Source organism: uncultured Erythrobacter sp. (assembly GCF_947499705.1).
In the GTDB taxonomy this organism is placed as follows: Bacteria; Pseudomonadota; Alphaproteobacteria; order Sphingomonadales; family Sphingomonadaceae; genus Erythrobacter.
The window spans coordinates 2,661,305-2,683,998 of the sequence record NZ_CANMPJ010000001.1 but is presented as its reverse complement, the minus strand read 5'-3'; the positions used below and the strand labels follow the sequence as shown (position 1 = coordinate 2,683,998).

24 protein-coding genes are annotated in these 22,694 nt (G+C 60.1%); 10 read left to right on the top strand and 14 right to left on the bottom strand.

From position 1 onward, the window contains the following. Positions 1 to 56: 56 nt before the first annotated feature. Positions 57 to 623: an alkyl hydroperoxide reductase subunit C gene (ahpC, locus tag Q0837_RS12595; protein ID WP_298469602.1), complete on the bottom strand. Its 567-nt coding sequence runs from the start codon at positions 621 to 623 to the stop codon at positions 57 to 59. A 178-nt stretch (positions 624 to 801) separates the two neighbouring features. Further along, entirely contained in the window at positions 802 to 2,139 is a 1,338-nt protein-coding gene (locus Q0837_RS12590; protein ID WP_298469911.1) for an NAD(P)/FAD-dependent oxidoreductase, read from the bottom strand. Positions 2,140 to 2,740: 601 nt separating this feature from the next. Here Q0837_RS12590 and Q0837_RS12585 point away from each other — a divergent pair. Further along, complete coding sequence (locus Q0837_RS12585) at positions 2,741 to 3,553, top strand: SDR family NAD(P)-dependent oxidoreductase (protein ID WP_298469600.1); 813 nt, start codon at positions 2,741 to 2,743, stop codon at positions 3,551 to 3,553. Positions 3,554 to 3,604: 51 nt separating this feature from the next. On the opposite strand, the gene Q0837_RS12580 is transcribed toward Q0837_RS12585, so the two are convergent. Together Q0837_RS12580 and aroC are read right to left on the bottom strand one after the other, a co-directional pair. After that, a complete protein-coding gene (locus Q0837_RS12580; protein ID WP_298469598.1) occupies positions 3,605 to 4,018 on the bottom strand; it encodes a BLUF domain-containing protein in 414 nt (137 codons plus the stop codon). 135 nt (positions 4,019 to 4,153) lie between these two features. After that, positions 4,154 to 5,230, bottom strand: coding sequence for a chorismate synthase (gene aroC / locus Q0837_RS12575; protein ID WP_298469910.1), 1,077 nt, complete (start codon positions 5,228 to 5,230; stop codon positions 4,154 to 4,156). Positions 5,231 to 5,471: 241 nt separating this feature from the next. Here aroC and ruvA point away from each other — a divergent pair, with 241 nt between their 5' ends. The 6 genes from ruvA (at position 5,472) to ruvB (ending at position 9,305) form a co-directional block, all read left to right on the top strand. Next, on the top strand, positions 5,472 to 6,080 hold the full coding sequence (ruvA, locus tag Q0837_RS12570) for a Holliday junction branch migration protein RuvA (RefSeq protein WP_298469907.1): 609 nt from the start codon (positions 5,472 to 5,474) through the stop codon (positions 6,078 to 6,080). A gap of 65 nt (positions 6,081 to 6,145) precedes the next feature. Beyond that, positions 6,146 to 6,571, top strand: a complete 426-nt coding sequence (locus tag Q0837_RS12565; protein WP_298469596.1) for a hypothetical protein — start codon at positions 6,146 to 6,148, stop codon at positions 6,569 to 6,571. A 6-nt stretch (positions 6,572 to 6,577) separates the two neighbouring features. Next, positions 6,578 to 7,120, top strand: coding sequence for a DsrE family protein (locus Q0837_RS12560; RefSeq protein ID WP_298469594.1), 543 nt, complete (start codon positions 6,578 to 6,580; stop codon positions 7,118 to 7,120). Next, on the top strand, positions 7,120 to 7,797 hold the full coding sequence (locus Q0837_RS12555; RefSeq protein WP_298469592.1) for a hypothetical protein: 678 nt from the start codon (positions 7,120 to 7,122) through the stop codon (positions 7,795 to 7,797). Before Q0837_RS12560 ends, Q0837_RS12555 begins: the two co-directional genes overlap by 1 nt. A 4-nt stretch (positions 7,798 to 7,801) precedes the next feature. After that, on the top strand, positions 7,802 to 8,266 hold the full coding sequence (locus Q0837_RS12550) for a hypothetical protein (RefSeq protein WP_298469589.1): 465 nt from the start codon (positions 7,802 to 7,804) through the stop codon (positions 8,264 to 8,266). After that, the gene (gene ruvB / locus Q0837_RS12545; protein ID WP_298469587.1) at positions 8,259 to 9,305 is read left to right on the top strand and encodes a Holliday junction branch migration DNA helicase RuvB; all 1,047 of its coding nucleotides are present in this window, start codon (positions 8,259 to 8,261) and stop codon (positions 9,303 to 9,305) included. The genes Q0837_RS12550 and ruvB overlap by 8 nt, the downstream gene beginning before the upstream one ends. A 960-nt stretch (positions 9,306 to 10,265) precedes the next feature. Here the strand turns inward: ruvB and Q0837_RS12540 are convergent. From Q0837_RS12540 to acnA, 6 genes are all read right to left on the bottom strand, one after another. Next, entirely contained in the window at positions 10,266 to 11,912 is a 1,647-nt protein-coding gene (locus Q0837_RS12540; protein ID WP_298469585.1) for a hypothetical protein, read from the bottom strand. A gap of 105 nt (positions 11,913 to 12,017) precedes the next feature. After that, positions 12,018 to 12,527 carry a rhodanese-like domain-containing protein gene (locus Q0837_RS12535; RefSeq protein ID WP_298469583.1) on the bottom strand — a complete coding sequence of 170 codons (510 nt, stop codon included), beginning with the start codon at positions 12,525 to 12,527 and terminating at the stop codon, positions 12,018 to 12,020. Positions 12,528 to 12,614: 87 nt separating this feature from the next. Further along, positions 12,615 to 12,902, bottom strand: a complete 288-nt coding sequence (locus Q0837_RS12530) for a hypothetical protein (RefSeq protein ID WP_298469580.1) — start codon at positions 12,900 to 12,902, stop codon at positions 12,615 to 12,617. Positions 12,903 to 12,926: 24 nt separating this feature from the next. After that, positions 12,927 to 13,199 (bottom strand): hypothetical protein, encoded by a 273-nt coding sequence (locus tag Q0837_RS12525; RefSeq protein WP_298469578.1) that lies wholly within the window; start codon positions 13,197 to 13,199, stop codon positions 12,927 to 12,929. 116 nt (positions 13,200 to 13,315) lie between these two features. After that, the gene (locus tag Q0837_RS12520; RefSeq protein WP_298469575.1) at positions 13,316 to 13,768 is read right to left on the bottom strand and encodes a rhodanese-like domain-containing protein; all 453 of its coding nucleotides are present in this window, start codon (positions 13,766 to 13,768) and stop codon (positions 13,316 to 13,318) included. 9 nt (positions 13,769 to 13,777) lie between these two features. Next, the gene (gene acnA / locus Q0837_RS12515; protein WP_298469573.1) at positions 13,778 to 16,450 is read right to left on the bottom strand and encodes an aconitate hydratase AcnA; all 2,673 of its coding nucleotides are present in this window, start codon (positions 16,448 to 16,450) and stop codon (positions 13,778 to 13,780) included. Positions 16,451 to 16,724: 274 nt separating this feature from the next. Between acnA and Q0837_RS12510 the strand changes: the two genes are divergently transcribed. Then, positions 16,725 to 16,883, top strand: coding sequence for a hypothetical protein (locus Q0837_RS12510; RefSeq protein WP_298469571.1), 159 nt, complete (start codon positions 16,725 to 16,727; stop codon positions 16,881 to 16,883). Positions 16,884 to 16,957: 74 nt separating this feature from the next. Here the strand turns inward: Q0837_RS12510 and Q0837_RS12505 are convergent, their stop codons facing one another. Next, positions 16,958 to 17,911, bottom strand: coding sequence for a DMT family transporter (locus tag Q0837_RS12505; protein ID WP_298469569.1), 954 nt, complete (start codon positions 17,909 to 17,911; stop codon positions 16,958 to 16,960). A 178-nt stretch (positions 17,912 to 18,089) separates the two neighbouring features. On the opposite strand from Q0837_RS12505, the gene Q0837_RS12500 reads away from it, so the two are divergent. Continuing rightward, positions 18,090 to 19,469, top strand: coding sequence for a L,D-transpeptidase family protein (locus Q0837_RS12500; RefSeq protein ID WP_298469568.1), 1,380 nt, complete (start codon positions 18,090 to 18,092; stop codon positions 19,467 to 19,469). A gap of 9 nt (positions 19,470 to 19,478) precedes the next feature. On the opposite strand, the gene Q0837_RS12495 is transcribed toward Q0837_RS12500, so the two are convergent. The 3 genes from Q0837_RS12495 to Q0837_RS12485 form a co-directional block, all read right to left on the bottom strand. Next, positions 19,479 to 19,895: a hypothetical protein gene (locus Q0837_RS12495; protein WP_298469566.1), complete on the bottom strand. Its 417-nt coding sequence runs from the start codon at positions 19,893 to 19,895 to the stop codon at positions 19,479 to 19,481. Positions 19,896 to 19,902: 7 nt separating this feature from the next. After that, entirely contained in the window at positions 19,903 to 20,601 is a 699-nt protein-coding gene (locus Q0837_RS12490; protein WP_298469564.1) for a murein L,D-transpeptidase catalytic domain-containing protein, read from the bottom strand. Between the two features lie 70 nt (positions 20,602 to 20,671). Beyond that, positions 20,672 to 22,132, bottom strand: coding sequence for an NAD(P)-binding protein (locus tag Q0837_RS12485; protein WP_298469561.1), 1,461 nt, complete (start codon positions 22,130 to 22,132; stop codon positions 20,672 to 20,674). A 71-nt stretch (positions 22,133 to 22,203) separates the two neighbouring features. On the opposite strand from Q0837_RS12485, the gene Q0837_RS12480 reads away from it, so the two are divergent. Continuing rightward, entirely contained in the window at positions 22,204 to 22,692 is a 489-nt protein-coding gene (locus tag Q0837_RS12480; protein ID WP_298469559.1) for a hypothetical protein, read from the top strand. Positions 22,693 to 22,694: the final 2 nt, after the last annotated feature.

Genomic DNA, 22,694 nt, shown 5'->3' with positions numbered 1-22,694 from the left:
GCGACGGCGCCGCGCCAGATGAGAGCGCGGCGCCGCAGTTCAGTCAGTAGTGGTGCTTAGATTTTGCCGACGAGGTCGAGCGAAGGAGCCAGCGTGTCGCTGCCTTCTTCCCACGCCGCTGGGCAGACCTGACCAGGGTTGGCACGCACATATTGTGCAGCCTTGATCTTGCGCGTCAGTTCGTTGGCGTTGCGGCCCACACCTTCGCACGTGATTTCCATGATCTGGATGACGCCATCGGGATCGACGACGAAGGTTGCGCGGTCAGCGAGGCCGACGCCTTCACGCAGCACGCCAAACTGGTTGGAGAGCGTGTGCATCTGGTCGCCAAGGAACGGGAACTGCAGCTTGCCGATCTTGTCGGAGCTGTCGTGCCATGCCTTGTGGCTGAAATGCGTGTCGGTGCTGACGGCATAGACTTCCACGCCCATGCTCTGAAGCATGTCGTACTTTTCGCCCATGTCTTCGAGCTCCGTCGGGCAGACGAAGGTGAAGTCGGCCGGATAGAAGAAGAACACTGCCCACTTGCCGGCAATGTCGGCTTCGGTGACGTCGAAGAAATCTTCGCCCGCCTTGAATGCAGTGGCTTTGAACGGCTGAATGGTTGAACCGATGATACCCATGGTTGAATTACCCCTTTATTGGATGGTTTTGAAAGATGTGAATTTGATGCTGCCCACATAGGAAATGCTGCAGTGCAAAAAAGACGATTTGTGCGATTGCGAAGATCGAAATTTTCAATGAATCAAATGCGGGGCCCTTGAAGTCGTTCCGGTGCCCACCGAATTTCGCTGCGCCTGCTCAGTGCAGTTTCAACTTTGGCCTAACGATCCGATTCACCCGGCCAATGATCATCAGACCGATACCCTTGATCCAGCCGTGGATTGCCAGCAAATGCATGCGATAGAGCGAGGTGTAGATGAACCGCGCCATACGCCCCTCCACCGCCATCGCTCCGCCGACTAGATTGCCCATCAGGCTACCCACGGTTGAGAAACGGCTGAGCGAAATCAGCGAGCCGTTATCGGTGTAGACGAAGGGTTTGAGCCGTTTGCCCTTTTGCTTGCGCTTGATGTTGGTGAAGACGGTGTCCGCCATCTGGTGCGCGGCCTGCGCGCGGGGCGGGATTGGCGATTGCCCGCCTTCGGGAATGTACGAACAGCAATCGCCCAGCGCGAAGATGTCTTCGTCGGTCACACTTTGCAGTGTGTCGGTGACAACAATCTGATTGCGCGGATTGGTTTCCAGGCCAAGCTCGGCGAGAAAATCCGCGCCTTTCACGCCCGCTGCCCAGACCATCAGATCGGCCCGGATCTCTTCACCGCGCTGGGTGAACAAGCGCCCGCGCTCGGCCTTGATCACCTGCGTTTCGGTTTTCACTTCCACGCCGAGCGTCGCAAGCTCCTGTCGCGCTGCATCGGAGAGCTTTTCGGGCAGGGCGGGGAGAATGCGCGGACCGGCTTCGAGCAAGGTCACGTCCAGTCGGCTTTCGTCGAACACCTCAAGACCGTAGTGCCGCAGCGCGCCAGCTGCATTGTACAACTCGGCTGCAAGCTCAACACCGGTAGCTCCGCCGCCGACAATCGCGATCCGCACCCGCTCGTCTGCTGTGGGATCGGCGCTCATCGCGCGGCTGACGCGCAGGCAGTGATTGAGCAGCTTGGTGCGGAACCGGTCGGCCTGGTCGCGCGCATCAAGATAGATGCAGTGCTCGCTGACGCCGGGTACACCGAAATCGTTCGACACCGAACCAACCGCCAGCACCAGAATGTCATAGCGGATCACGTGATCGGAGATCAGCTCACTGCCATCCTTGTCGAGCACCGGCGCAAGGGTGATGGTCTTGGCCTCGCGGTCAATGCTCGCCAGTGAACCCTGGAAGAAACGGTAACCCCAGCGGTAACAGTGGCCGCGATAGCCGACCTCATCGAGATTGGCGTCGAGCGACCCCGCCGCAACCTCGTGCAGCAATGGCTTCCAGATATGGCTGAGGTTCTGGTCGACCAGAATGATGTCGTGCTTTTTGCGCCCGTATTTCGCACCCAGTTTCCGCACCAGCTCCAGACCGCCCGCGCCGCCGCCGACGACAACGATCTGTGTCTTGCGATCCCCCGCATCGATTGGGGCAATAGGGTGCATGTCAGCCGCAGGCACGACAGCGTCTGCCAAGTCGTTTTGCGGCTGAAAATTCATAGACTTACGGCCCCTTTGCTGCCTGTGTGATGCACCTATCCAATCTGATAACGCACAAGCGCGCGTGTTGTGCCGAACGCCCCCTGCGAGCACGTCTGGCGAAGTTGACACAATTGACACCCTGTCAGCCTGCCCATCGCTCGATAGGACCTTGTAACAGCGAGCAAAAATGGACTTTGGGCGAAGTTGACACTTGTCCAACTCGAAACGCTTCGATCATCTACTTCCTTTGGTGCGAACTGTGGGTTGGCAAGGGGAAGGAGCGATGTGGCTGGATAGCCGTGTCGCGACATGTAGGAAAATCGACCACGGTCCTTGCAGCCATCGCTCGTCGCAAAGCTGCCGCCGTCATTTTTTCGTGAATTCAAATTCTGTTGCCGATAACTCACCCGGAAACAATTGGGTGGTTTCGACGTTTACAGGGGCAATCCAGCTCAAAACGTGTCGCGCCAATTTCGCAGTTCAATCAGGCACCGACCGCTGACACACCCGATCACGTCGCCTAACACATTCTGAAACAGTTCTCAGAACGAAGAGACACACCGTTATGACAATGAACATTCTCATCACCGGCGCGACTGACGGCATCGGTTTCGAAACTGCCAAGCTGCTGCGTGCGCAAGGGCATGATCTGCTCCTTCATGGCCGCAGCGAGGAAAAGCTGGACCATGTTCGCGCTGCCCTGGAAGCGATCCATGCAGACGGCCGCGTTGCCACCTATCGCGCCGATCTTTCGGATCTGGCGGATACAGCCGAGTTCGCCCGCGAAGTGCTGGCCCAAGAAGAAGCGCTTGATGTGCTCATCAACAATGCCGGGGTCTTTCGCATGGCCAACCCGAAGACCGATGAGGGGCTGGATGCGCGCTTCGCAGTCAATACGATTGCACCCTACATCCTAGCGCGTGCCCTCGCGCCGCTGCTGGGTGCCGAAGGGCGGATCGTCAATCTGTCCTCGGCCGCGCAGTCACCCGTCACCAATGGTGCGCTGGAAGGCCGCCAGAGGCTGACGGACAATGCGGCTTACTCACAAAGCAAGCTCGCGCTGACCATGTGGAGCCGCCAGCTTGCTGAGGAGTGGGGCGATACCGGGCCGAGTGTTGTGGCGGTCAATCCCGGGTCATTTCTCGCCAGCAAGATGGTGAAGGAAGCTTACGGCATGCAAGGCAATGACCTTTCTATCGGGGCGAACATTCTGACGCTCGCCGCGACCGCGCCGGAGTTTGGGCGCGCGGCCTCGGGCCGGTACTTCGACAATGACAGCGGAAACTTTGGCGATCCGCACCCGGACGCGCTCGATCCGGAGAAAAACGCTGCTGTGGTCGCGCGTATCAAGACCGTGCTCCAAACGCTGAACCTTTAGGATATCGACGATTGCGACAATCCCTCGTCTAGCGTGCAGTCTGCACTCGCTTCAATCACTGCCCGTTGCGCGCTCGCCCGCCCTGTTCGCCACATGCTGAAACACTTCGCGCTTGGCGGCGGTGGTCGCGTCTTCTAACGCACCGCCAGCGATTTCCTCCGGCGACCAGGTCATCGAGGGAAACGCGTCGTCGAGCATCGCCCAATCGGGAAACATCCGCTCCACGACCTCTTCTGACAACATGACCTGCACATTGGTATGCCGGTCATCGCCGCTGATACGGGCAAACAAGCCATCGATGGCGTCGTTGGGGCCTTCGATCAGCTGAATGTACATATCCTGCCTACATATCAGCGCCCCGGTGATGCCGTTGCGAGGATTGTTGCGCCGGGCCTGCATTAGAATCCCAGCGAGCATGGAATTGTCGAACCCGAACGGTTGCGAGCGATAGATCAGCTGCTTCATTTGGGAATGTCCTGTTCGGCGGACATGACCGCTACGCCATCGCGGTCGCCATGCCCAGCAAACAATAGGATCCGCCTGCCTGTATCGGGCGTCGTCTGCGCCATCGCTCCCCTACCTGAGCGAGACGTTTTTGCGCTACCGCTTCGCTACTTGAGCGCGGTGCAGCAGTTTGTGATCCGCCAATACCAGCGCCATCATGGCCTCGACTACGGGCGTGCCGCGGATGCCAACGCAGGGGTCATGACGGCCTTTGGTGCGGACCTGCGTCGCTTCGCCGTCCGATGTCATGGAGTCCACCGGAGTCAGGATTGAAGAGGTCGGCTTGAATGCGACGCGGCACACCACTGGCTGGCCGGTTGAGATACCGCCCGCTGTTCCGCCAGCATGGTTCGAGGCATAGATTGGCTTGCCATCCTCGCCCGGTGTCATCGCATCGGCGTTCTGCTCGCCGGTCAGCCGTGCAGCTTCGAACCCGTCGCCGATTTCCACGCCCTTGGTCGCGTTGATCGTCATCATTGCAGCGGCGAGATCGCTGTCGAGCTTGCCATAGACAGGCGCTCCCCATCCGGCGGGTACGCCTTCGGCAACGCATTCGACCACAGCGCCTAAGGACGAGCCATCCTTGCGTGCCTTGTCGACTTTCTCTTCCCAGCGCTTTGCCGCCCAGCTGTCGGGGCAGAAGAACGGGTTCTGGTCGATCTGTTTCAGGTCGATCGCGTCGCGGTCGATTGCATCGCCGCCGAGCTCGCAGACATAGGCAGTGATCTTTACCTCGGGGATGATCAGCCGCGCGACTGCGCCTGCCGCCACCCGCGCTGCCGTCTCGCGCGCGCTTGAGCGCCCGCCGCCGCGATAGTCGCGGATGCCGTATTTCGCGTCATAGGTGTAGTCGGCATGGCCCGGGCGATAGGACTTCGCGATCTCCGAATAGTCTTTCGAGCGCTGATCGGTGTTTTCGATCATCAGATGGATCGGCGTACCGGTCGTCGTGTCCTCGAACACACCCGACAGAATCTTGACCAGATCGGCTTCCTTGCGCTGGGTCGTGAACTTGTTTTGACCCGGCTTGCGCGCGTCCATGAAGGGCTGGATGTCTTTCGTGGTCAGCGACAATCCCGGCGGGCAGCCGTCCAGCACCGCGCCAAGACCCGGCCCGTGACTCTCTCCCCAAGTGGTAAAGCGCAGCACGCGCCCGAATGTGTTCCAGCTCATGGATGCTGCAATAGCGAAAAGCGGCGGAGTGTCGAGATTGCAGCGCGTGTGCTGCACGGAGAAGTCGCGATGCATACGAGACAGATGATGAGCCAGGAGAATAATTCTCATCGTCATTGCGAGCGTAGCGAAGCAATCCATGGTCGGGCCCTGGATTGCCGCGCAACTTTCGGTTGCTCGCAATGACGATATCTCCTGGCGAGCACTGGAATCGAAACGTCGGATGCGCCACTACCTCATCATGATTGCAAAGCTATCAGGACGCCTCGACGAAACCGGCGAAGACTGGGCCATCGTCGATGTCCAGGGTGTCGGCTATCTCGTCCATTGCTCGACCAAGACACTCGCTGCTCTCGGAGAAATCGGCGAGGGGTGCACCATCCACACCGATTTGCAGGTCAGCGAGAACGACATGCGCCTGCTGGGCTTCGCCGAAAGCGCCGAGCGCGACTGGTTCCGCCTGCTGACGACAGTTCAGGGTGTTGGCAGCAAGGTCGCGCTGGCGATCCTCTCGGCGCTTTCGACCGGCGAAGTGCGCGATGCCTGCGCTTCCGGAGATGCGGCAACGGTGGCGCGAGCGAACGGGGTCGGGCCAAAGTTGGCCGGGCGGATCGTGAATGAGTTGAAGGACAAGGCCGGCGCGCTACCGGGCGGCGGCATGGCCGGTGTGCCGATCAGCGCGGTGTCGGCGGCAGGCAGCGCAAGCGCCGATGCGGTGAGCGCTTTGGAGAACCTCGGCTTCAAACCTGCTGTGGCAGCACAGGCTGTCGCGCGGGCGCAGGCGGAACTGGGTGAAGATGCGGGCGAGGGCGAGCTGATCCGCGTGGCGCTGAAGAGGGCTGCCGGGTGAGGGGAGCTTGGCTTGGTCTCTTAGCATTTTGCGCGCTGGTAATGGCTGCGCCTGTGCAGGCCTGCATGGCGTCCGGACCCGACGGCTACGTCTACGGCTTGATCTGGGAAACGAAGCAATCCGAAATCCCGCAAGACGCTATGCTTCTGAAAGTAAGCTTCGTCGGCGGGATCGAGAATTCATGGGGCTTTCGTGCGAGAGTCCTCGAAGGTCCGGAGAAGATGAAGGGGCGGGTATACCGGTTCCTCGGCGAACGAAGCAGTTCTTGTGTAGGGCTTGGTACCACAGAAGGGTTTCTCGTTGTTCGCAAGCAGTTGCTTGAACAAGCGACTGAGAAGACTGGCGAGAAAACGAAATTCTTTGCAGCCGTCGAATATGAGCCTTCGTTCTTCCATGAGGTGCAGCGTGTTCTGGGCGGGCGACCATGGCGTTGGCCAGGGAAAACCGGGCCGGGACCAATACCTTTTCCAACTGGCGAACCGATGGGATAGAATTCGATGCGTCCACTCTTCATAACAGCCGCGCTGCTCCTTGCATCCCCCGCTGCCGCGCAAGACCTCTCGGCCTTCAAGACCGGCCCGGTCTTCAGTGATTTCGGCCCGCACGCGCCTGTGCCTGACACCGACTTCGCAATCCCGGAGGAGATGGACCTCTATATCGCCTTCGACGTCGCCAAGCCTGCCGAAAACGGTGCGATCAACCGCACCGTCGAAAGCGCGGCTCGCTATGTGAACATGCACAACGCTGCCGGGGTCGAGCCTGCACGCGTCCGGGCGGCTGTGGTGGTGCATGGCAAAGGCTCGATGGATTTGCTGACCGACGCGGCATGGGCCGCGCGCGACAAGGAAGGCACCAACGCCACCGGAGCGATCATTCCGGCGCTCGTCGATAACGGCGTGCGTATCATCCTGTGCGGGCAAAGCGCGGCCGCGTATGGCATCACCAAGGAAGACCTTGTCCCCGGTGTAGAACTGGCACTCTCCGCAATGACCGCACATGCCGTGCTGCAACGGCAGGGTTATACGGTAAACCCGTTCTGATGGCTGGTTTTGCCGAAACGATGCTCGCGGAGATTGGGCTGGACGTAACGGTGCCACAACCGATCCGCGTCTATTTCGACTGGATCGAAGCGCATGGGCTCGATCGCCATTTCGACGGATCGGAGGGGTATCGCCACGCTCTGCTCGACCCCGCTTTGGAAAACAGCTGCATGGGTATCATTCCGCCCGATCCGGACCATGCCCGGCTTTGGGCGGGAGCAACCGATCCCGGTATCGGCAAGCGGCTGGTCCCCTTCTGCAAAACCGGAGGCGATGGCTCTTACGCGGCGTTCTGGGCCGACGATGCGGGCAAGACGCATATCGTCCACCTCGGTTCCGGTTCGGGCTCGACTATGATCGGGGTGATGGTCGATGATGCCGTCGACTTCCTGCGCCTGCTGGCGATCGGATATGACGAGCTGTGCTGGCCCGAACAGCACGGCATGAGCCCAGAGGAACTCCACGAGGAGGAACATCCTGAAGAGGATTACGAGGGGGTGGAGGATGAGCGCCCGGCTCCGCCGGAGGCTCCTGTGGCCTTGCGCGAATGGTTGGCTGAGACTTTTGAAGTGACCGTTCCGGAGCGCGCCTCAGACATCATAGGCGAAATGCCTGATATGGACGAGGATGCAGGGGGCGATCTGTTTGCGCAGTGGCTCACCACAGTGCATGGATAAAGGTATGACCGATCAAGAAGCTAAGATGATCGAATTTGTCCGTACCTGCGTCGATGCCGAGAAGTTGCGCGGAATCGCTGCCAATGCTCACCGCAGTGGCGCTGAGGAGCTTTTCCGAGTGGCGAAGCTGAAGCTTTTCGAGATCTTACCCAATGAACAGCCAGGAACATTCGAGCATGATGTCTGGCAATCGATATTCGCGTTAGAAGACGCCTTGTCCACCGAACGCGGGAAGACAATCCGGCTTGCTAGGACGCGGCAAAAAATTGCTCGTGTTGGTGAATTGCAAACGGTTAAGGACTTGATCCTTGGAACTGAATCCGAAGGTTTTAAGATGTTGGCTGAGCGATCCATGTTGCATCTCGCGTTCGAAGCGGTAGCGCTCAGGCACAGCGCAAAATTCGAATTTGCAACCCTCGAAGCCGCCAGAGAACGGCTTACGAAGGCTGGCTACCATTCCGATGACTGAACCCGTTCCCATCCATACCCCTGACCGGCAGCCTGAAGATCCTGATGTCGCTCTGCGGCCCAAGTCACTTGCCGAGTTCATCGGGCAAGAGGCGGCGCGGGATAACCTCCGCGTGTTCATCGACAGCGCGAAGTCGCGCGGTGAGGCGATGGACCATACCTTGTTCTTCGGCCCACCGGGGCTGGGTAAGACCACACTGGCTCAGATTGTTGCGGCTGAGCTGGGCGTGGGTTTTCGCGCGACCTCTGGCCCGGTGATTGCCAAGGCGGGCGATCTCGCCGCGCTGCTCACCAATCTCGAACCGCACGATGTCCTGTTCATCGACGAAATTCACCGCCTCAATCCGGTTGTCGAGGAAGTGCTCTACCCGGCGATGGAGGACCGTGCGCTCGATATCATCATCGGCGAAGGGCCATCGGCGCGCAGCGTGCGGATCGATCTGCCGCCGTTCACGCTGATCGGGGCGACCACGCGGCAAGGTCTGCTGACGACGCCATTGCGCGACCGATTCGGAATTCCGGTGCGGCTCAACTTCTACACTCATGACGAGCTCGACCTGGTGGTCAGCCGCGGTGCAAGGTTACTCGGGCTCGACATCGATTCCGCAGGCGCGCGCGAAATTGCGCGCCGGTCGCGCGGGACGCCGCGCGTTGCAGGACGCCTCCTGCGCCGGGTGCGCGACTTTGCCCATGTGGCGGGTGAAGGCACCGTGACCCGTGCCGCTGCCGATCAGGCGCTTACGCGGCTGGAGATCGACCGGCTTGGCCTCGACGCGATGGACCGCAAATATCTGTCCATGATCGCGACCACTTACAAAGGTGGACCGGTGGGCGTTGAAACGCTGGCGGCCGGTCTCGCTGAGCCGCGCGACACTGTCGAGGATGTGGTCGAGCCGTACCTGATACAGTTAGGCTTGCTCGCGCGCACCGCCCGCGGGCGGATGCTCAACGATGCGGGTTGGGAACATCTGGAAATGACGCCGCCAACGTCCCCAAAACCTGGAAACGATCAATCGGGATTGTTTGACCAGCCGGATTAAGTTCCGATGTGACTGGGCTTAAGTCCCGGCTTTAGAGCTACCGTCGCTCTGCTGCATTTCGCGAGTGATCTGAACGTTATGGCGCCTTTGCTTTTCCCATTGATCAGCGGAGCCGCATTTTCGCTTTGTGAACCGACTGCCCCGAACGTTGACCCGCTTGCAGATCGTTTTGCTGCCAAGGTCCGCCGTAGCCGCATTCCCCTGAGCGCTAGGTGTCGGAGCGGCTGAAGTCTCGGCAGCCGGCGCTTGCGCTGCGAGGGCGGCGGCCAATAAAAGAGATGTTGTTGCCACGGTGGTTTCCTCCCCTGATCAAGAAGTGCGAGTATGGCATGCGAAGTGCCTGCAGACAAATGCCGACGGGTTAACACTAACGATTCGACTAACGCAGCCTGCCAGTTCGGTATCAAAACGGGACAGCGACCCTGAAATACCACGGATTTGCGCCAGTTAGGGCGATCCGAACCTCCCAATCATGGTTAATCGCATTGCCGAGCCGGGCCTTACATCATCATGAGAGGATTGGATTTGGTGAAGAAGCGGGTCGGCCGCCTCAAACCACCACAGGCAAGTAAGGTTCGGATTTATGTCGCTCAAACTGGCTGCAGCAAAGCTTTCGGCAACCGCCGCTGGCGTCGCCCTGATGACAGGTGGCGCGGTGCGCGTCGCCGAGCCAATGAACACGGATGATCCGCAGTTCACGACGAACATCAATGGTAAGCTGGTCGAAACGGATCCGCAGCCAGTTCCTCGGCAGACCAAATATATCAAGACGCGTGAGCGCATCATCCCGCCGCCGGAAGATCGGCGCCGCCGGATTGTTGAGCGCACCATTGAGTGTCAGCCGCTGCCTGCCGGATATGGTCCGGGTGGAGCCGATGCCATTGCTGCTGCGCCGCTGCCTACCGGCGCCACATCTGCATATTACGATCCTGCCGAATGCCCACCGATCGCTCAGGTTGCCTATGCACCTGCACCGCTTCCTCCACTTCCACCGATCCGCGGTGGCGGTGGTGGCGGTTCGCCGGTTATCGTTGGCGGGGGGCTTGGCGGCTTCGGCGGCGGATTTGGTGGCGGCTTCTTCGGCGGCTTCTTCGGCGGAGGCGGTTCGTCTTCAGGTGACGTCTCGGTTTCAACCACCACATCGGGCGGCGGCACATCGACTTCGGGCGACGTCAGCTCAAGCTCGGGCGGCACGTCGGGCGGTGATGGTTCGTCGGGCAACATCAATATCGACATCGACATCGATAACTCGACCACATCGGGCACTGTGACCTCGACGTCTTCGTCGGGTAAGGTTTCGTCGACTTCGTCTTCGGGCAAGGTCTCCTCGACCAGCTCGACCGGTTCGATCTCATCGACGACCGGCGCGGTTTCGAGCAGCACTGGCGGAGTATCGTCCAGCACGGGCGCTGTGTCTTCGAGCACTGGCGCCGTTTCGAGCACCACCACGTCGGGCAACGTGTCGAGCTCCTCGGGCAATGTTTCCAGCAGCAGCTCTTCGTCCTCGTCATCTTCTTCCAGCTCTTCATCGTCGAGCAGCAGCTCGTCTTCGAGCTCGGGCGGTGCGACTTCGGGCGGCAACACCAGCACCGGCGGCATGACCAGCTCTGGCGGTAACACCAGCAGCGGCGGTTCGTCGGGTGGTTCGTCGTCCAGCTCAGGTTCGTCTTCGAGCAGCTCCAGCTCCTCGGGCGGCAGCAGCTCTTCGGGCGGCAACACCAGCGGCGGGTCGTCTGGCTCTAGCTCGGGTTCGTCTTCATCGAGCAGCAGCTCTTCGTCTTCGGGCGGTTCGAGCAGCAGCGGCGGCAACACGTCGACCGGCGGCATGACCAGCACCTCTGGCGGTAACACCAGCACTGGCGGTTCGTCGGGCGGGTCTTCCTCGTCGAGCTCTTCGTCGAGCAGCTCCAGCTCGTCTTCAAGCTCTTCGGGTGGGTCGACCAGCGGTGGCAACACCAGCACGGGCGGTATGACCAGCACCTCCGGCGGTAACACCAGCAGCGGCGGATCTTCGGGCAGCTCGTCCAGCTCCAGCTCGTCGTCTTCGAGTGGTTCGTCCAGCTCTTCGAGCGGCGGCAACACTTCGTCGGGTGGCAACACCAGCGGCGGTTCGTCGAGCTCTTCGGGTAGCTCCAGTTCTTCGTCTTCGAGCAGCAGCTCGGGCGGTTCGAGCACGTCGGGCGGCAACACGTCGTCGGGTGGAGCAACCAGCGGTGGTTCTTCGTCCTCGTCTTCCAGCGGCTCTTCGTCTTCGTCGAGCAGCAGCTCTGGCGGTGCCACCAGCGGTGGTAGCACTTCGGGCGACATGACCAGCAGCACCAGCTCCTCGTCTTCGAGCAGCTCGTCCAGCTCGTCTTCGTCGGGTAGCAGCACCGGCAGCTCTAGCTTCGGCGGCAGCACATCGTCGTCGAGCGGTTCGAGCGGCAGCAGCTCCTCGTCTTCGGGTGGTTCGTCTTCGAGCTCGAGCAGCTCCAGTTCTTCGTCGAGCAGTTCTTCGACGTCGGGCGGCACCAGCTCGGGCACTGAAGTCCCGGCCCCGCCGATGATGGTCCTGTTCGGCCTTGCCGCTGCAGCGATCCTGGGACGGCGCAAGATCAAGCCGGTCAAGACCGAGATCTGATCCAGTCCATTCAGTCCAAGACAGAAAGGGCGGCTTCCCGGGCAATGGGGAGGCCGCCCTTTCTTCATTCCGTGACTGTGTGGAGTGAGGCGCTAGCCCGCTTCGGCTGAGACCCAGTCCGCCTCGGCCATCGGCATCGTGCCGCTCAGTTCCCAGACGTTGCTGTAGCCGTACCCGACCAGATTGATGAAGGTCGGAATGTTGAGCGCGAGCGTCGCCATTTTGGTCCGCACCGGCACAACGTCATCGCTGAAATTGTTGTTGCAGTAGATGTAGATCGGACGGTCAGTGTCGCCAATCACCTTGGCCAGTTTGTCAGCTGTGAAATCCGAAAAGGGCAAATTCACAGCCCCCTTTATGTGGCCTTGCGCAAAGGCGGCGGCCGATCGGGTGTCGAGCAACAAAGCGCCGTCTGCGCTTGCACGTGCAAAGAACTCGTCTTTGGTAAGCAGCCGCTCGGCTCGCAGGGTCGCGACTTCTTCGGTCAGCAGGGCGAACCCGGCATAGTCGACTTGCTCCGCCTGCGAAGCCGGAACCTGCTCGTCGGCAAGTGCCGGAACAGCTAGCAAAAGCACTGGAGCGAACAGGATGTTGCGGATCATGTGACCTTCCCCTTTGTAGGATAAGGCCTTCTCACATTCTCGATGACACCGCCCTGAACGCGATGTTCAGAAGGAAGGCTTGGCGCGTCAGGTGCCCGGTACGTCGTTCGGCTCGAGTCCCTTACCGCGCCGCTGGAATTCGCGCGTTGTCTCAGCGCCGCGGTTCGCCAGCGTTTCCCATTGCTTCTTGGTGCCGCAGATCTTCTTCTTGAACTTCGATCCGACAATGGCGGTACGGCGACAGATGATCTTGTCGTCGTCGTTGGCTGCTTGTTCTGTCTTGGCCTCAGTTTCGGTGGCCGACGTTTCAACGGCAGCAGGCTGCCCTTGCAAAGACAGTAGCAAGGCGGCGAGGCTTGATGAGAACACGGTCATGCTAATGGCCTCCTATTTCGCAGTTTAGTTGACGGGTTCGAGACCTTTGCCGCGCCGCTGGAATTCCCGGGTGGTGTCAGTGCCGCGATTTGAGAGTGTTTCCCACTGCTTCTTGGTGCCGCAAATCTTCTTCTTGAACTTCGAACCAACAACTGCCGTCCGGCGGCAAATGATCTTGTCGTCATCATTGGCCGCTTCTTCCGCCTTGGGTTCAGCTTGTTTGGCCGAAGTCTCTACAGCGGGCTGTGCCTGTGCGGCCAACAGCAGGCTCGCGATAATTGCGGTGAATTCCATCATTGCCCCTTATCCTTTCATCGGTTGCTCAAAGAGCCTTTCCGACATCCTCCTGATCTTAGGTGCAGATCATCTCATCAATGTGACACAGAGTATCATAATACTCCATGAACCGCCGATCAGTCCCGATCAGCGGCCCGCCAGGCGACGATTCCGCCGCTTAAATGTTTGATCGGTTTGCCGGTTTGGGCCGCAAGCTTCTCGCCAAGCAGGCGCGATCGGCGTCCAGAACGGCAATAAAGAACGACTTCGCGGTCATCTGCCTGGTCCAGCACTGCAGGATCGAATTCATCCATTGCGATGTGTTCGGCCCCGGCAATCGAGCCCTCCGCGACCTCTTCTGCCGTGCGGATATCGATCAGCCGGACGGTCCCATTGGCCTGCATCGCAGCCAATTCTTCAGCTGCTAAGTCGATGACTGCGCTTTCGGTGAAATCCGAAGCCGCCTTTGCCGATGCCAGCTCATAACCGAATGGCAGCGGTGCGTGCTCCTTGTCCTTGCCCTCTTTTTCCGGCGCGCAGGCGGTGATCGCCAGCGCTGTGAGGGTAAGGGGGAGGAGCACGCGTCGCATCGGGTTTCCTTACGCTGCCAGTTTGCGCAGCACGTAGTGGAGGATGCCGCCGTTGCGGTAATACTCCATTTCGTTCGCGGTATCGATACGGCAAAGCGCGGTGAAGTTGAAGGTCGAGCCATCGGTGCGGGTAACTTCGATCTCGACATCCTGCGCCGGGGTCAGCCCATCCAGCCCCTTGATGCTGAAAGTATCATCTGAGCTCAGGTTCAGCGTCTTGCGCGTGTCCCCACCTTTGAACTGCAACGGCAGCACGCCCATTCCGACGAGGTTCGAACGGTGGATCCGTTCAAAACTCTCGACGATCACGGCGCGAACGCCGAGCAGGATCGTGCCCTTGGCCGCCCAGTCGCGGCTGGAGCCGGTGCCGTATTCCTTGCCGCCAACCACGATCAGCGGAGTTCCGTCCGCCTTGTGCTTCATGGCCGCGTCGTAGATCGGCATTTGCTCACCGCTGTAAGTGGTCTCACCACCTTCAACACCGGGGACCATTTCGTTCTTGATGCGGATATTGGCGAATGTGCCGCGCATCATCACGTCATGGTTGCCGCGGCGCGAGCCGTAGGAGTTGAAGTCCTTCTTCGGGACCTGATTGCCTTTGAGGTAGGAACCAGCCGGGCTGTCTTCCTTGATCGCGCCGGCGGGCGAGATGTGGTCGGTGGTGACCGAGTCGCCAAGGATCGCCAGCGGCTTCGCATCGACAATGTCGGTGATTGGCGCCGGGGTCATCTCCATGCCTTCGAAGTAAGGCGGGTTGGCGATATATGTCGAGCCTGCGCGCCATTGATAGGTGTCCGATGGCTCGACAGTGATCGCCTGCCAGTGCTCATCGCCGTCATAGACGTTGGCATAGCGGGTTTCGAACATTGAGCGGTCGATATTGGCCGCGCGGTGTTCGGCGATTTCAGCGTTGCTCGGCCAAAGATCGGCGAGCATCACGTCGTTGCCGTCCTGGTCCTGGCCAAGCGGCGTCGTGGTGATGTCTTCGGTCACGGTGCCTTTCAGCGCGTAAGCGACCACGAGCGGCGGCGACGCCAGGAAGTTGGCACGCACATCTTGCGACACGCGGCCTTCGAAATTGCGGTTGCCCGACAGGACGCTGGCAGCGACGATATCGTTGCCGTTGATCGCCTGACTGATCGGCGGAGCGAGCGGACCGCTATTGCCGATGCAAGTGGTGCAGCCATAGCCCACCAGGTCGAAACCGATCGCATCGAGATCGTCCTGCAGGCCCGACTTCACGAGGTAGTCGGTGACCACTTGCGAACCAGGTGCGAGCGAGGTCTTCACCCATGGCTTCGGCTTCAGGCCTTTCTCGACGGCCTTCTTCGCGACCAGACCAGCGGCAATCAACACGTCTGGATTTGAGGTGTTGGTGCAGCTGGTGATCGCCGCGATCACAACATCGCCATCGCCAATGTCATGCTCGGTATTGGCAACATCGACGCGAACCGGGGCGTCTTTCTTGTACGTCGTCTTGAGGTCCCCGTTGAACAGTTCGTCTACCTCGGGAAGGATCACGCGGTCTTGCGGACGCTTTGGCCCGGCAAGGCTCGGTACAACCGAGGACACATCGAGCGAGAGCGTGTTCGAGAACACTGGCTCGGCTTCCGGATCGAACCACATGCCCTGTTCCTTGGCATAGGCTTCGACCAGTGCGAGGTTCTCTTCGCTGCGACCGGTGAGGCGCATATATTCGATGGTCTTGTCATCGATACCGAAGAAGCCGCAGGTCGCGCCGTATTCAGGTGCCATGTTGGCGATGGTTGCACGATCCGCCAGGGTAAGTGTGGCAACGCCCGGTCCGTAGAACTCGACGAAGCGGCCTACCACGCCGACTTCGCGCAGCATCTGCACGCAGGTCAGCACGAGGTCGGTTGCGGTGACGCCTTCGGCCATCTTGCCGGTCAGTTTGAAACCGACGACTTCGGGGATCAGCATCGAGATCGGTTGGCCGAGCATCGCCGCTTCGGCTTCGATCCCGCCCACGCCCCAGCCCAGAACGCCCAGACCGTTGATCATGGTGGTGTGCGAGTCGGTGCCGACACAGGTATCGGGGTAGGCAACCATTTCGCCGTTCGAATCTTTGCTCGACCAGATGCCCTGCGCAATGTGCTCAAGGTTTACCTGGTGGCAGATGCCGGTGCCGGGAGGCACAGCGGAGAAGTTCTCGAAGCTCTTCGAACCCCATTTGAGGAAGTCGTAACGTTCGGCATTGCGCTCATATTCGAGCGCCATGTTGGCTTCCATCGCCTTTGGATGGCCAAACTCGTCGACCATGACCGAGTGGTCGATCACGAGGTTGACGGGAACCTGCGGGTTGATCTTCTGCGTGTCGCCGCCAAGCTCCTTGATCGCATCGCGCATTGCCGCGAGGTCGACCACGCAAGGCACGCCGGTGAAATCCTGAAGCAGCACGCGCGCCGGGCGGTACTGGATTTCGTTTCCGGTGACGGGGTTCTTCTGCCAGTCGACAATCGCCTGCGCGTGCTCGCGACCGACGGTGAAGCCTTCGTCTTCAAAGCGCAGCATGTTTTCGAGCAGCACCTTCATCGAGTTCGGGAGCTTCGAAACATCGCCCAGTTGCTCAGCCGCCTTGGCGAGCGAGTAGTAAGCGTATTCCTTGCCGCCCACCGAGAGGGTTGAGCGGGTTGCGAGCGTGTCCTTGCCGATAGCTGTCATCGGGGCGTTCCATCCTTTTGGCTGTTCCCCCGTGGAGAGCGGGGGAGAATCCGGGTGATTCAATTCCGGAGAGTGTTCTCTCAGAGGCAAGTGCTAGACTGCGCGCGAGAGGTCAAGTGGCAGGCGGCCTGTTGCGAGTCGATTGCGACATTGGCGGCAAAATCCGACCTCAAAATCGTGACAACCGCAGAATTTACGATTGTTAACTCGGGGAATCGCGCCGCCCCGGCTAATAGCGTTGTCGACGGTATGCACTCAAAGCGGCGGGGGCGCTATGAGCGAGAATGATGAGTGGAACGCGCGCAGATCCAGCCTTCGGGCCGGTGTAGTCGCTGCGACCCTTATGGTTTTCGCCTGCTTTGGTGCTGCCGTCGCCTTTTCGGAAGAGACGGCGCAGGCCGCAAGCTCCGAAACGCTTTTGATCGCACGATGAAGGCGACAAAGTAATCAAGCCCACAGGGTCGCACGGGGGCGCAAAGCCGCGCCCGACATCCAAGTCCGAAAAGGTTATGGCCGGGGCGGCGACGCCTCGCCGTCCCGGTCATTTTTTTTCGGCGTTTCCTCTCCAGTCGCTCTTGGTTGCCGGGTTGCGAGCCAGCATCCGGTCACAATCAGCAGCGTTCCCGCAATTGTCGGCAGCGTCACTGCTTCGCGGAAGAAAAGCCATCCAAACAGGCTGGCCCACAGAAATCCGGAATATTCGATCGGCACCAGCGCCTGCGCTTCTTCGCGGGCATAAGCCCAGGCAATTGCCATGGCTCCCGTTACGGTGAGGAATGAGGCTATGGAAATAGCGCCGAGCGAGTCGATTTGCGGTGCAGTCCAAAGGAACGGCGCGAACGGCAGCAACACTATTCCGCCAACGCCGCTATGAAAGGTCGCGATCTCAACGGGTCCCGCAACCTGCGATTGACGCCGGATCACCACGAAATTGTAGGCATAGAGCACGGCAGAAAACAGCAGCGATGCCAGACCATAGATAATGTCGCGGTCGAATTCTCCATCGCCGATCTTGCCGCCGATGATCACGATTGTGCCGATAAATCCGAGAATGCTGGCGAAGATCGCGCTGCGCCGGATCGTCTCGCCCAGCAGGACATTGGCGAAATACAAGGCAATCAACGGCGCGATGAAGCTGATCGCGATGGCCTCAGCCAGCGGCAGCTTGGTCAGCGCGTAGAAGAAACTGAGCGCCATGAAGGCTGAGATTATGCCGCGTTCCAGATGCAGCTTCATCACGTCGCGCGTCGGCCAGCCATTCTTGCGCGCCAGCCAAAACGGGGCGATCATCGCCGCACCGATCAGCGAGCGCAGCACCGTCGCAGTGTAGGCCCCGGTCGCCAGCGCCGCCTCTTTCATAAAGGCATCCATCAGCGACAACAGCCCCACCCCTGCGAATGCGATCGCGAACGGCATCAGCCGGTGGGCCGACAGCATCGAAGAGGCAGATTGAGAGGTCATTGGCGTGACGCCCTAATTGGCGAATGCCGGAAGGTCACGCGCACTATCCACTTCGCTGTGGGGGATTCATCCAAGCGAAAGCAGTATTGGTTGATACTTAGGTCTGTCGCACGATATGCTGTGTTTGATCACAGATGAGCCGCCATGGCGGTGCAATTGGGGTAGTTAGAGAGAGATTATGCGGACTTGGGTCAGCACATTGGCAGGCGGAGCAGCGCTCGCAGCCATCGCAACGAGCAGCGTTTTTGCGCAAGATGAGGCCGCTCCGCAGCCTGAAGCCGAGGAAACCACCGCTGCCGAAGGCGCGAGCTTCGATGAAGCATTCCCGCAGATGGTGTCCGGCGAAGTCGTCCAGGGCGACCTTTCCGCGCCCGGTCCGCTGGTGCAATCGTGGACGGCGGACAATGCCGCTGCGCTGATCGACGTGATCGAAGGCATCGGCGCCGAAGGGCTCGATATGCTGGATTACGATCTGCAAGCGCTCAAAGTGTCGCTGGCATCGGGTCCGTCCGAAGAGCTCGACAAGCTGGCTTCGAAGAACTTTGTCTGGCTGGTCGAGGACCTACGCGATGGCCGCACACCGATGGATGCGCGTGAACAATGGTTTGTGGTCGATCCCGACCGCGACACGTTCCGTACCGGTGATTTGCTGACCGAAGCGCTCGAAAGCGGCGATGTCGCGGGTACGCTCGCGAAGCTGAACCCGACTCACCCCGACTATGCGCGGCTAAGGGAAGAGCTTGCGAACACGCCTGCGACCGAAAAGGCAAAGCGCAAGCTGATCCGCGCCAATATGGATCGCTGGCGCTGGCTCGCCCGCGATCTCGGCAAGCAATATCTGATCACCAATGTCCCCGAATATCAGCTGCGTCTGACGGTCGGCGACAAGATCATCAGCACCTACAAGACCATCGTAGGCAAGCCCGGTCGCACCGCGACCCCGCAGCTCGCCGAGACGGTGTCAGGCGTGGTGTTCAATCCGACCTGGACCGTCCCGCAGTCGATCGTGAAGGGCGAAGGGCTGGGCCAACGCGTGCTCAACAACCCTGCCTGGGCCAAGCGCAACGGATACAAGGCGACCAAAGGTGCCAATGGCTGGATCACCGTGGTGCAGCAGCCGGGTCCCGGCAATTCGCTGGGCCGGATGAAACTGGAAATGCCGAACCGGCATGCGATCTTCTTCCACGACACGCCGTCGCGTCACCTGTTCGCCAAGGACGGCCGCGCGCTGAGCCATGGCTGCATTCGCACCGAACGCGCGCTGGAACTGGCGATCACGATGGCGATCCTGGGCAAGGGCGCGACCAAGGATGAAGCGGTCGAAATCGCCACCTCGGGCAAATACACCAAGGTGATGATCGAGAAGAAGATGCCCGCCTACATCACCTATTTCACGATGGCGTCGGACATCGATGGCGAGATGAAAACCTTCAAGGACATCTACGGCCGCGACGCGCCAGTGCTGGCGAGCCTCGACAAACCACGCGTCGGCAATCGCAGCAATGTGATCGATGATGAGGTGATTGTTATCGAGAACGACCCGCGGGCTGGGGGTTAGTGTGTTCTCTCAGTATAGAGAACGTTCGAGCAATATCTCGCTGCGATAGAAGTACGCTGCGGGCACCGCGAAGGGCAAAAACACAGCCGATGCCAGCAGGTTTCCGAAGATAATTCCCAATGTGGCGCAAGCAAGCACTGCGCCCCCAAAAGCAATCAGAAATCCAGATGGCTGCGCCAATATGTTCCGAGCGACGATGGCGAGAGGCAGTCCGATTGCAAGCAGACAAAAGGCAGTCCCAATGCTTCCAGCGATGAACGCGTAAGGGAAACCAATTATCGCAAGAGAGAATAACTCTCCCAAGCTTTGGGAGGGTGTCGCTGAGGCGAAAGACCAGAGCAAAAAGATCGATACGCAAGTTGCGCCGACGAAAGCAGCCTTGAGGCTTGCTACAGTAATCGCCGTCAGTTCAACGGTGCGTTGCACGGCAATATCAGAACGTCCCCGGCGCGTAACGTTGCAAGTCGCTGGGCTGCTCTGGCTGCAGCGTCCTAAGATTACCCGGTTGCAGCGTTCCATCCTCCTGCAACCCGAGACTGTCCGCAAACAGTAGCCGCCCGCCTGACAGGTTGAGCAGCGCAATCCGGAACTGCTCTTCGCCCAAGGCAAAGCAGCCATTCGAGCGCCCAAGTCGACCCCAGCGGTCGATATGCGATGGTTCGGCATATTTCGCGCGGTGCATCACGATGTAGCGGCGCAGGGCAGCATCGTTGGTCGAGTCCAGCCCGCCGAGGCGGACCGAGGTGCCATACCGCCCCTGATACCATTCCCACGTGATGTAAGCGCCTTTGCTGGTCGCGTTGGAGCCTTCGACGTTGGAGTAGTTGTTGAGCCAGCCATCGTGCTCCGGATCGGAACCCGTGCCGTGGCTGACGTGGTAGCTTTGCACTTCTTCGCGGTCGAGATTGACGAAGTGGAACCGGCGCGCTGCGGAATGAACGCCGAAATCGGCGATCCCGACAATGTCTTTCTTCCAGATCACACTGCCCGCGCGGTCGAGCTCGCGTTTGGCGATATCGAACAGCGCCCGGTCGCGGGCGGAGCCCTTGCGCGGGGCAGCGGCCACGCTCGCAGGGAGCGACAGAGCCGCTCCGGCAACGAGGCTTCCTTTAAGAAGATCGCGTCTTTTCATAACGACCATACTAATAGCGCAAACCTAGCGTTCCCGTGAATAGGCAAATGCGCGAGTTTCCCGAACTGGCTCAGGCTCGCAATTCGCCTTCCTCGTGGATCGCTTTCGCCTTCATGCCGAGCTTGATGACGCCGGGCATGTTTTCGCGGATGACCTCGCCGATCTTGCTCATCCCGGCCAATCGCGGATCGCCCTCGCGCATCATCTTGGCAATCGCCGGGCCGGTCGGGTGCAGGCGGCTGCGCGCGTTGAACTCGTTGGTCTTGGGATTGTTCGACAGAATGCCCGTGCTCATCAGGTTCGCCATCACCGCATAGGGATAGGTGTCGGTCGAATCCGTCAGCGGCGCGGGCGGGCAGAGATTGTTCCTTTCGTCGTCGGTCTCGAAATTGGCCTCCAGAAACGCTGCGAGTGCCGCGCTGTATGGCACGAATGGTGTCTGTGCGAGCTGAAGTGTGATCTGGTCGCCCTGGAAGAATGGCCGCGTGCCCTCGCGCACATCGAAGGGTACGGCGCTGGCTGTGCAATCGATGAACAAGGTGTTTTCGGGCAGGTCCAATGTCTCGCCTGCAAAGTGCATTTTGCCCGGCTCGATCCTAGTGACGCGGCCCTGACGATAGACCTGTGTGATCTGCCGCATCAGGTCGATCTCGCCCGGCGAGATCACCGCGAAGTGGAACATCTTTGGTGTCACACTCTCGTCGATCCGCAGCATGACGTTACGCTCGCCGAGCTTCTGCATCATCTCGTCACCGGTTTCGGAGCCGCTGGCGCATTCGACAAGCGCGGTCTGGAACTCCATCAGCCCCTCGATTGCCACATGTGCCGGTTGCAGCAGCGTGCGGTTGAGCATCCAGGAATCGCGCGGACGAACCCAGCCGATCTTGTCCGCTGGCACACCGGATTCGAGCAGCCACACCGCGCTGTCCATCGCGGTCTTTCCGCCGCCGAGAATGACGTAGTGATCGGGCAGGTTGCCTGCTTCCTTCCACAGTGCGGGCAGCTCACCGGGGATCGCAAAGCGGGTGCCGTCCGCAATCTCGAAGCCCGGTTTGTGGGTCGAAGGCACCGAGGTCTGGAACCATGTTGCATCGACCAGTTTGCGGCGAACCTTCACCGTGTTCTGCTCGCCGGAGAGAATACCCTTGATGCTGTGCACGCCGCCTTCGTCGTCCTGATATTCGGTCAGTGGATGATACGCCACGCGCCCGCTGGGGATCATGCGCTCGTTCATCAGCTTGCCGTAATAGGCGAGGATCTCGGCGTGTTTGGCCAGCGGATACATGCCCTTGTTGTGGCCGATTGTGTCGACCTTATCCGGGCACATCTCCATCGAATTGACGCCGTAGGTCGCGCTCGGCTGGTGCAGCGCGACGAAGGAATAGGCATCGTTCCAGTGACCGCCCGGTTTGGCGTGTTTGTCGACCAGAGTGATGTGGCAATCAGGGTCTTCATCGAGCAGCGTATCGGCAAAAGCCAGGCCCACCGCGCCTGCGCCAACGACAAGATAATCGGTCTCGAATTCAGCCATGGGTCAGCGGCGTCCTTATACAAGCAACATCGGTGAAGCTCTGTTACATAGAATGATCGACAGGGGAACGGATGATGCGACTAGCACTCAAACAGACATGTATCGCCATTGCATGCAGCGCCGGATTGGCGCTGTCGGGGGGAGCGGTGACTGCGCAGGAAACACATTCCGCAACGCAGATCACCAGCGAGCGCGATGCGAAGCGTTTGCGCACCGCACAGGGCGTCACGGTGCAATGGATCGGCTGGGAACAGCGCGGTGAGGTCTATGTCGAACACGGCCCGAGCGGTGTTTGGCGGATCAACGGGCTGCAGCGCGGCGATGGCGGGCGGCTAGCCGTCGACGGCGTGATCACCGAGATTGGCGAGGATTACTTCCTGCTCGACGGCCGGATCGTCATTTCAGGGACGCCGGACAAAGATCGGCTTTGCGTGCAGGACAAGGTCTGGCGTTTCGAGGTCACGCAGGACCGCACCTATTATCGGCTGCGCGAGTTTGAATGGTGCGACGGCCTGACCGACTATGTCGATGTCTACTTTTCGCCGCGCCTGAGAGGCTAGCG

Bases quoted from the DNA above. Each gene is read 5' to 3' on its own strand.
- ahpC (WP_298469602.1), bottom strand. From the start codon at position 623: ATGGGTATCATCGGTTCAACCATTCAGCCGTTCAAAGCCACTGCATTC.
- Q0837_RS12590 (WP_298469911.1), bottom strand. From the start codon at position 2,139: ATGCACCCTATTGCCCCAATCGATGCGGGGGATCGCAAGACACAGATC.
- Q0837_RS12585 (WP_298469600.1), top strand. From the start codon at position 2,741: ATGACAATGAACATTCTCATCACCGGCGCGACTGACGGCATCGGTTTC.
- Q0837_RS12580 (WP_298469598.1), bottom strand. From the start codon at position 4,018: ATGAAGCAGCTGATCTATCGCTCGCAACCGTTCGGGTTCGACAATTCC.
- aroC (WP_298469910.1), bottom strand. From the start codon at position 5,230: ATGAGCTGGAACACATTCGGGCGCGTGCTGCGCTTTACCACTTGGGGA.
- ruvA (WP_298469907.1), top strand. From the start codon at position 5,472: ATGATTGCAAAGCTATCAGGACGCCTCGACGAAACCGGCGAAGACTGG.
- Q0837_RS12565 (WP_298469596.1), top strand. From the start codon at position 6,146: ATGGCGTCCGGACCCGACGGCTACGTCTACGGCTTGATCTGGGAAACG.
- Q0837_RS12560 (WP_298469594.1), top strand. From the start codon at position 6,578: ATGCGTCCACTCTTCATAACAGCCGCGCTGCTCCTTGCATCCCCCGCT.
- Q0837_RS12555 (WP_298469592.1), top strand. From the start codon at position 7,120: ATGGCTGGTTTTGCCGAAACGATGCTCGCGGAGATTGGGCTGGACGTA.
- Q0837_RS12550 (WP_298469589.1), top strand. From the start codon at position 7,802: ATGACCGATCAAGAAGCTAAGATGATCGAATTTGTCCGTACCTGCGTC.
- ruvB (WP_298469587.1), top strand. From the start codon at position 8,259: ATGACTGAACCCGTTCCCATCCATACCCCTGACCGGCAGCCTGAAGAT.
- Q0837_RS12535 (WP_298469583.1), bottom strand. From the start codon at position 12,527: ATGATCCGCAACATCCTGTTCGCTCCAGTGCTTTTGCTAGCTGTTCCG.
- Q0837_RS12530 (WP_298469580.1), bottom strand. From the start codon at position 12,902: ATGACCGTGTTCTCATCAAGCCTCGCCGCCTTGCTACTGTCTTTGCAA.
- Q0837_RS12525 (WP_298469578.1), bottom strand. From the start codon at position 13,199: ATGATGGAATTCACCGCAATTATCGCGAGCCTGCTGTTGGCCGCACAG.
- Q0837_RS12520 (WP_298469575.1), bottom strand. From the start codon at position 13,768: ATGCGACGCGTGCTCCTCCCCCTTACCCTCACAGCGCTGGCGATCACC.
- acnA (WP_298469573.1), bottom strand. From the start codon at position 16,450: ATGACAGCTATCGGCAAGGACACGCTCGCAACCCGCTCAACCCTCTCG.
- Q0837_RS12510 (WP_298469571.1), top strand. From the start codon at position 16,725: ATGAGCGAGAATGATGAGTGGAACGCGCGCAGATCCAGCCTTCGGGCC.
- Q0837_RS12505 (WP_298469569.1), bottom strand. From the start codon at position 17,911: ATGACCTCTCAATCTGCCTCTTCGATGCTGTCGGCCCACCGGCTGATG.
- Q0837_RS12500 (WP_298469568.1), top strand. From the start codon at position 18,090: ATGCGGACTTGGGTCAGCACATTGGCAGGCGGAGCAGCGCTCGCAGCC.
- Q0837_RS12490 (WP_298469564.1), bottom strand. From the start codon at position 20,601: ATGAAAAGACGCGATCTTCTTAAAGGAAGCCTCGTTGCCGGAGCGGCT.
- Q0837_RS12485 (WP_298469561.1), bottom strand. From the start codon at position 22,132: ATGGCTGAATTCGAGACCGATTATCTTGTCGTTGGCGCAGGCGCGGTG.
- Q0837_RS12480 (WP_298469559.1), top strand. From the start codon at position 22,204: ATGATGCGACTAGCACTCAAACAGACATGTATCGCCATTGCATGCAGC.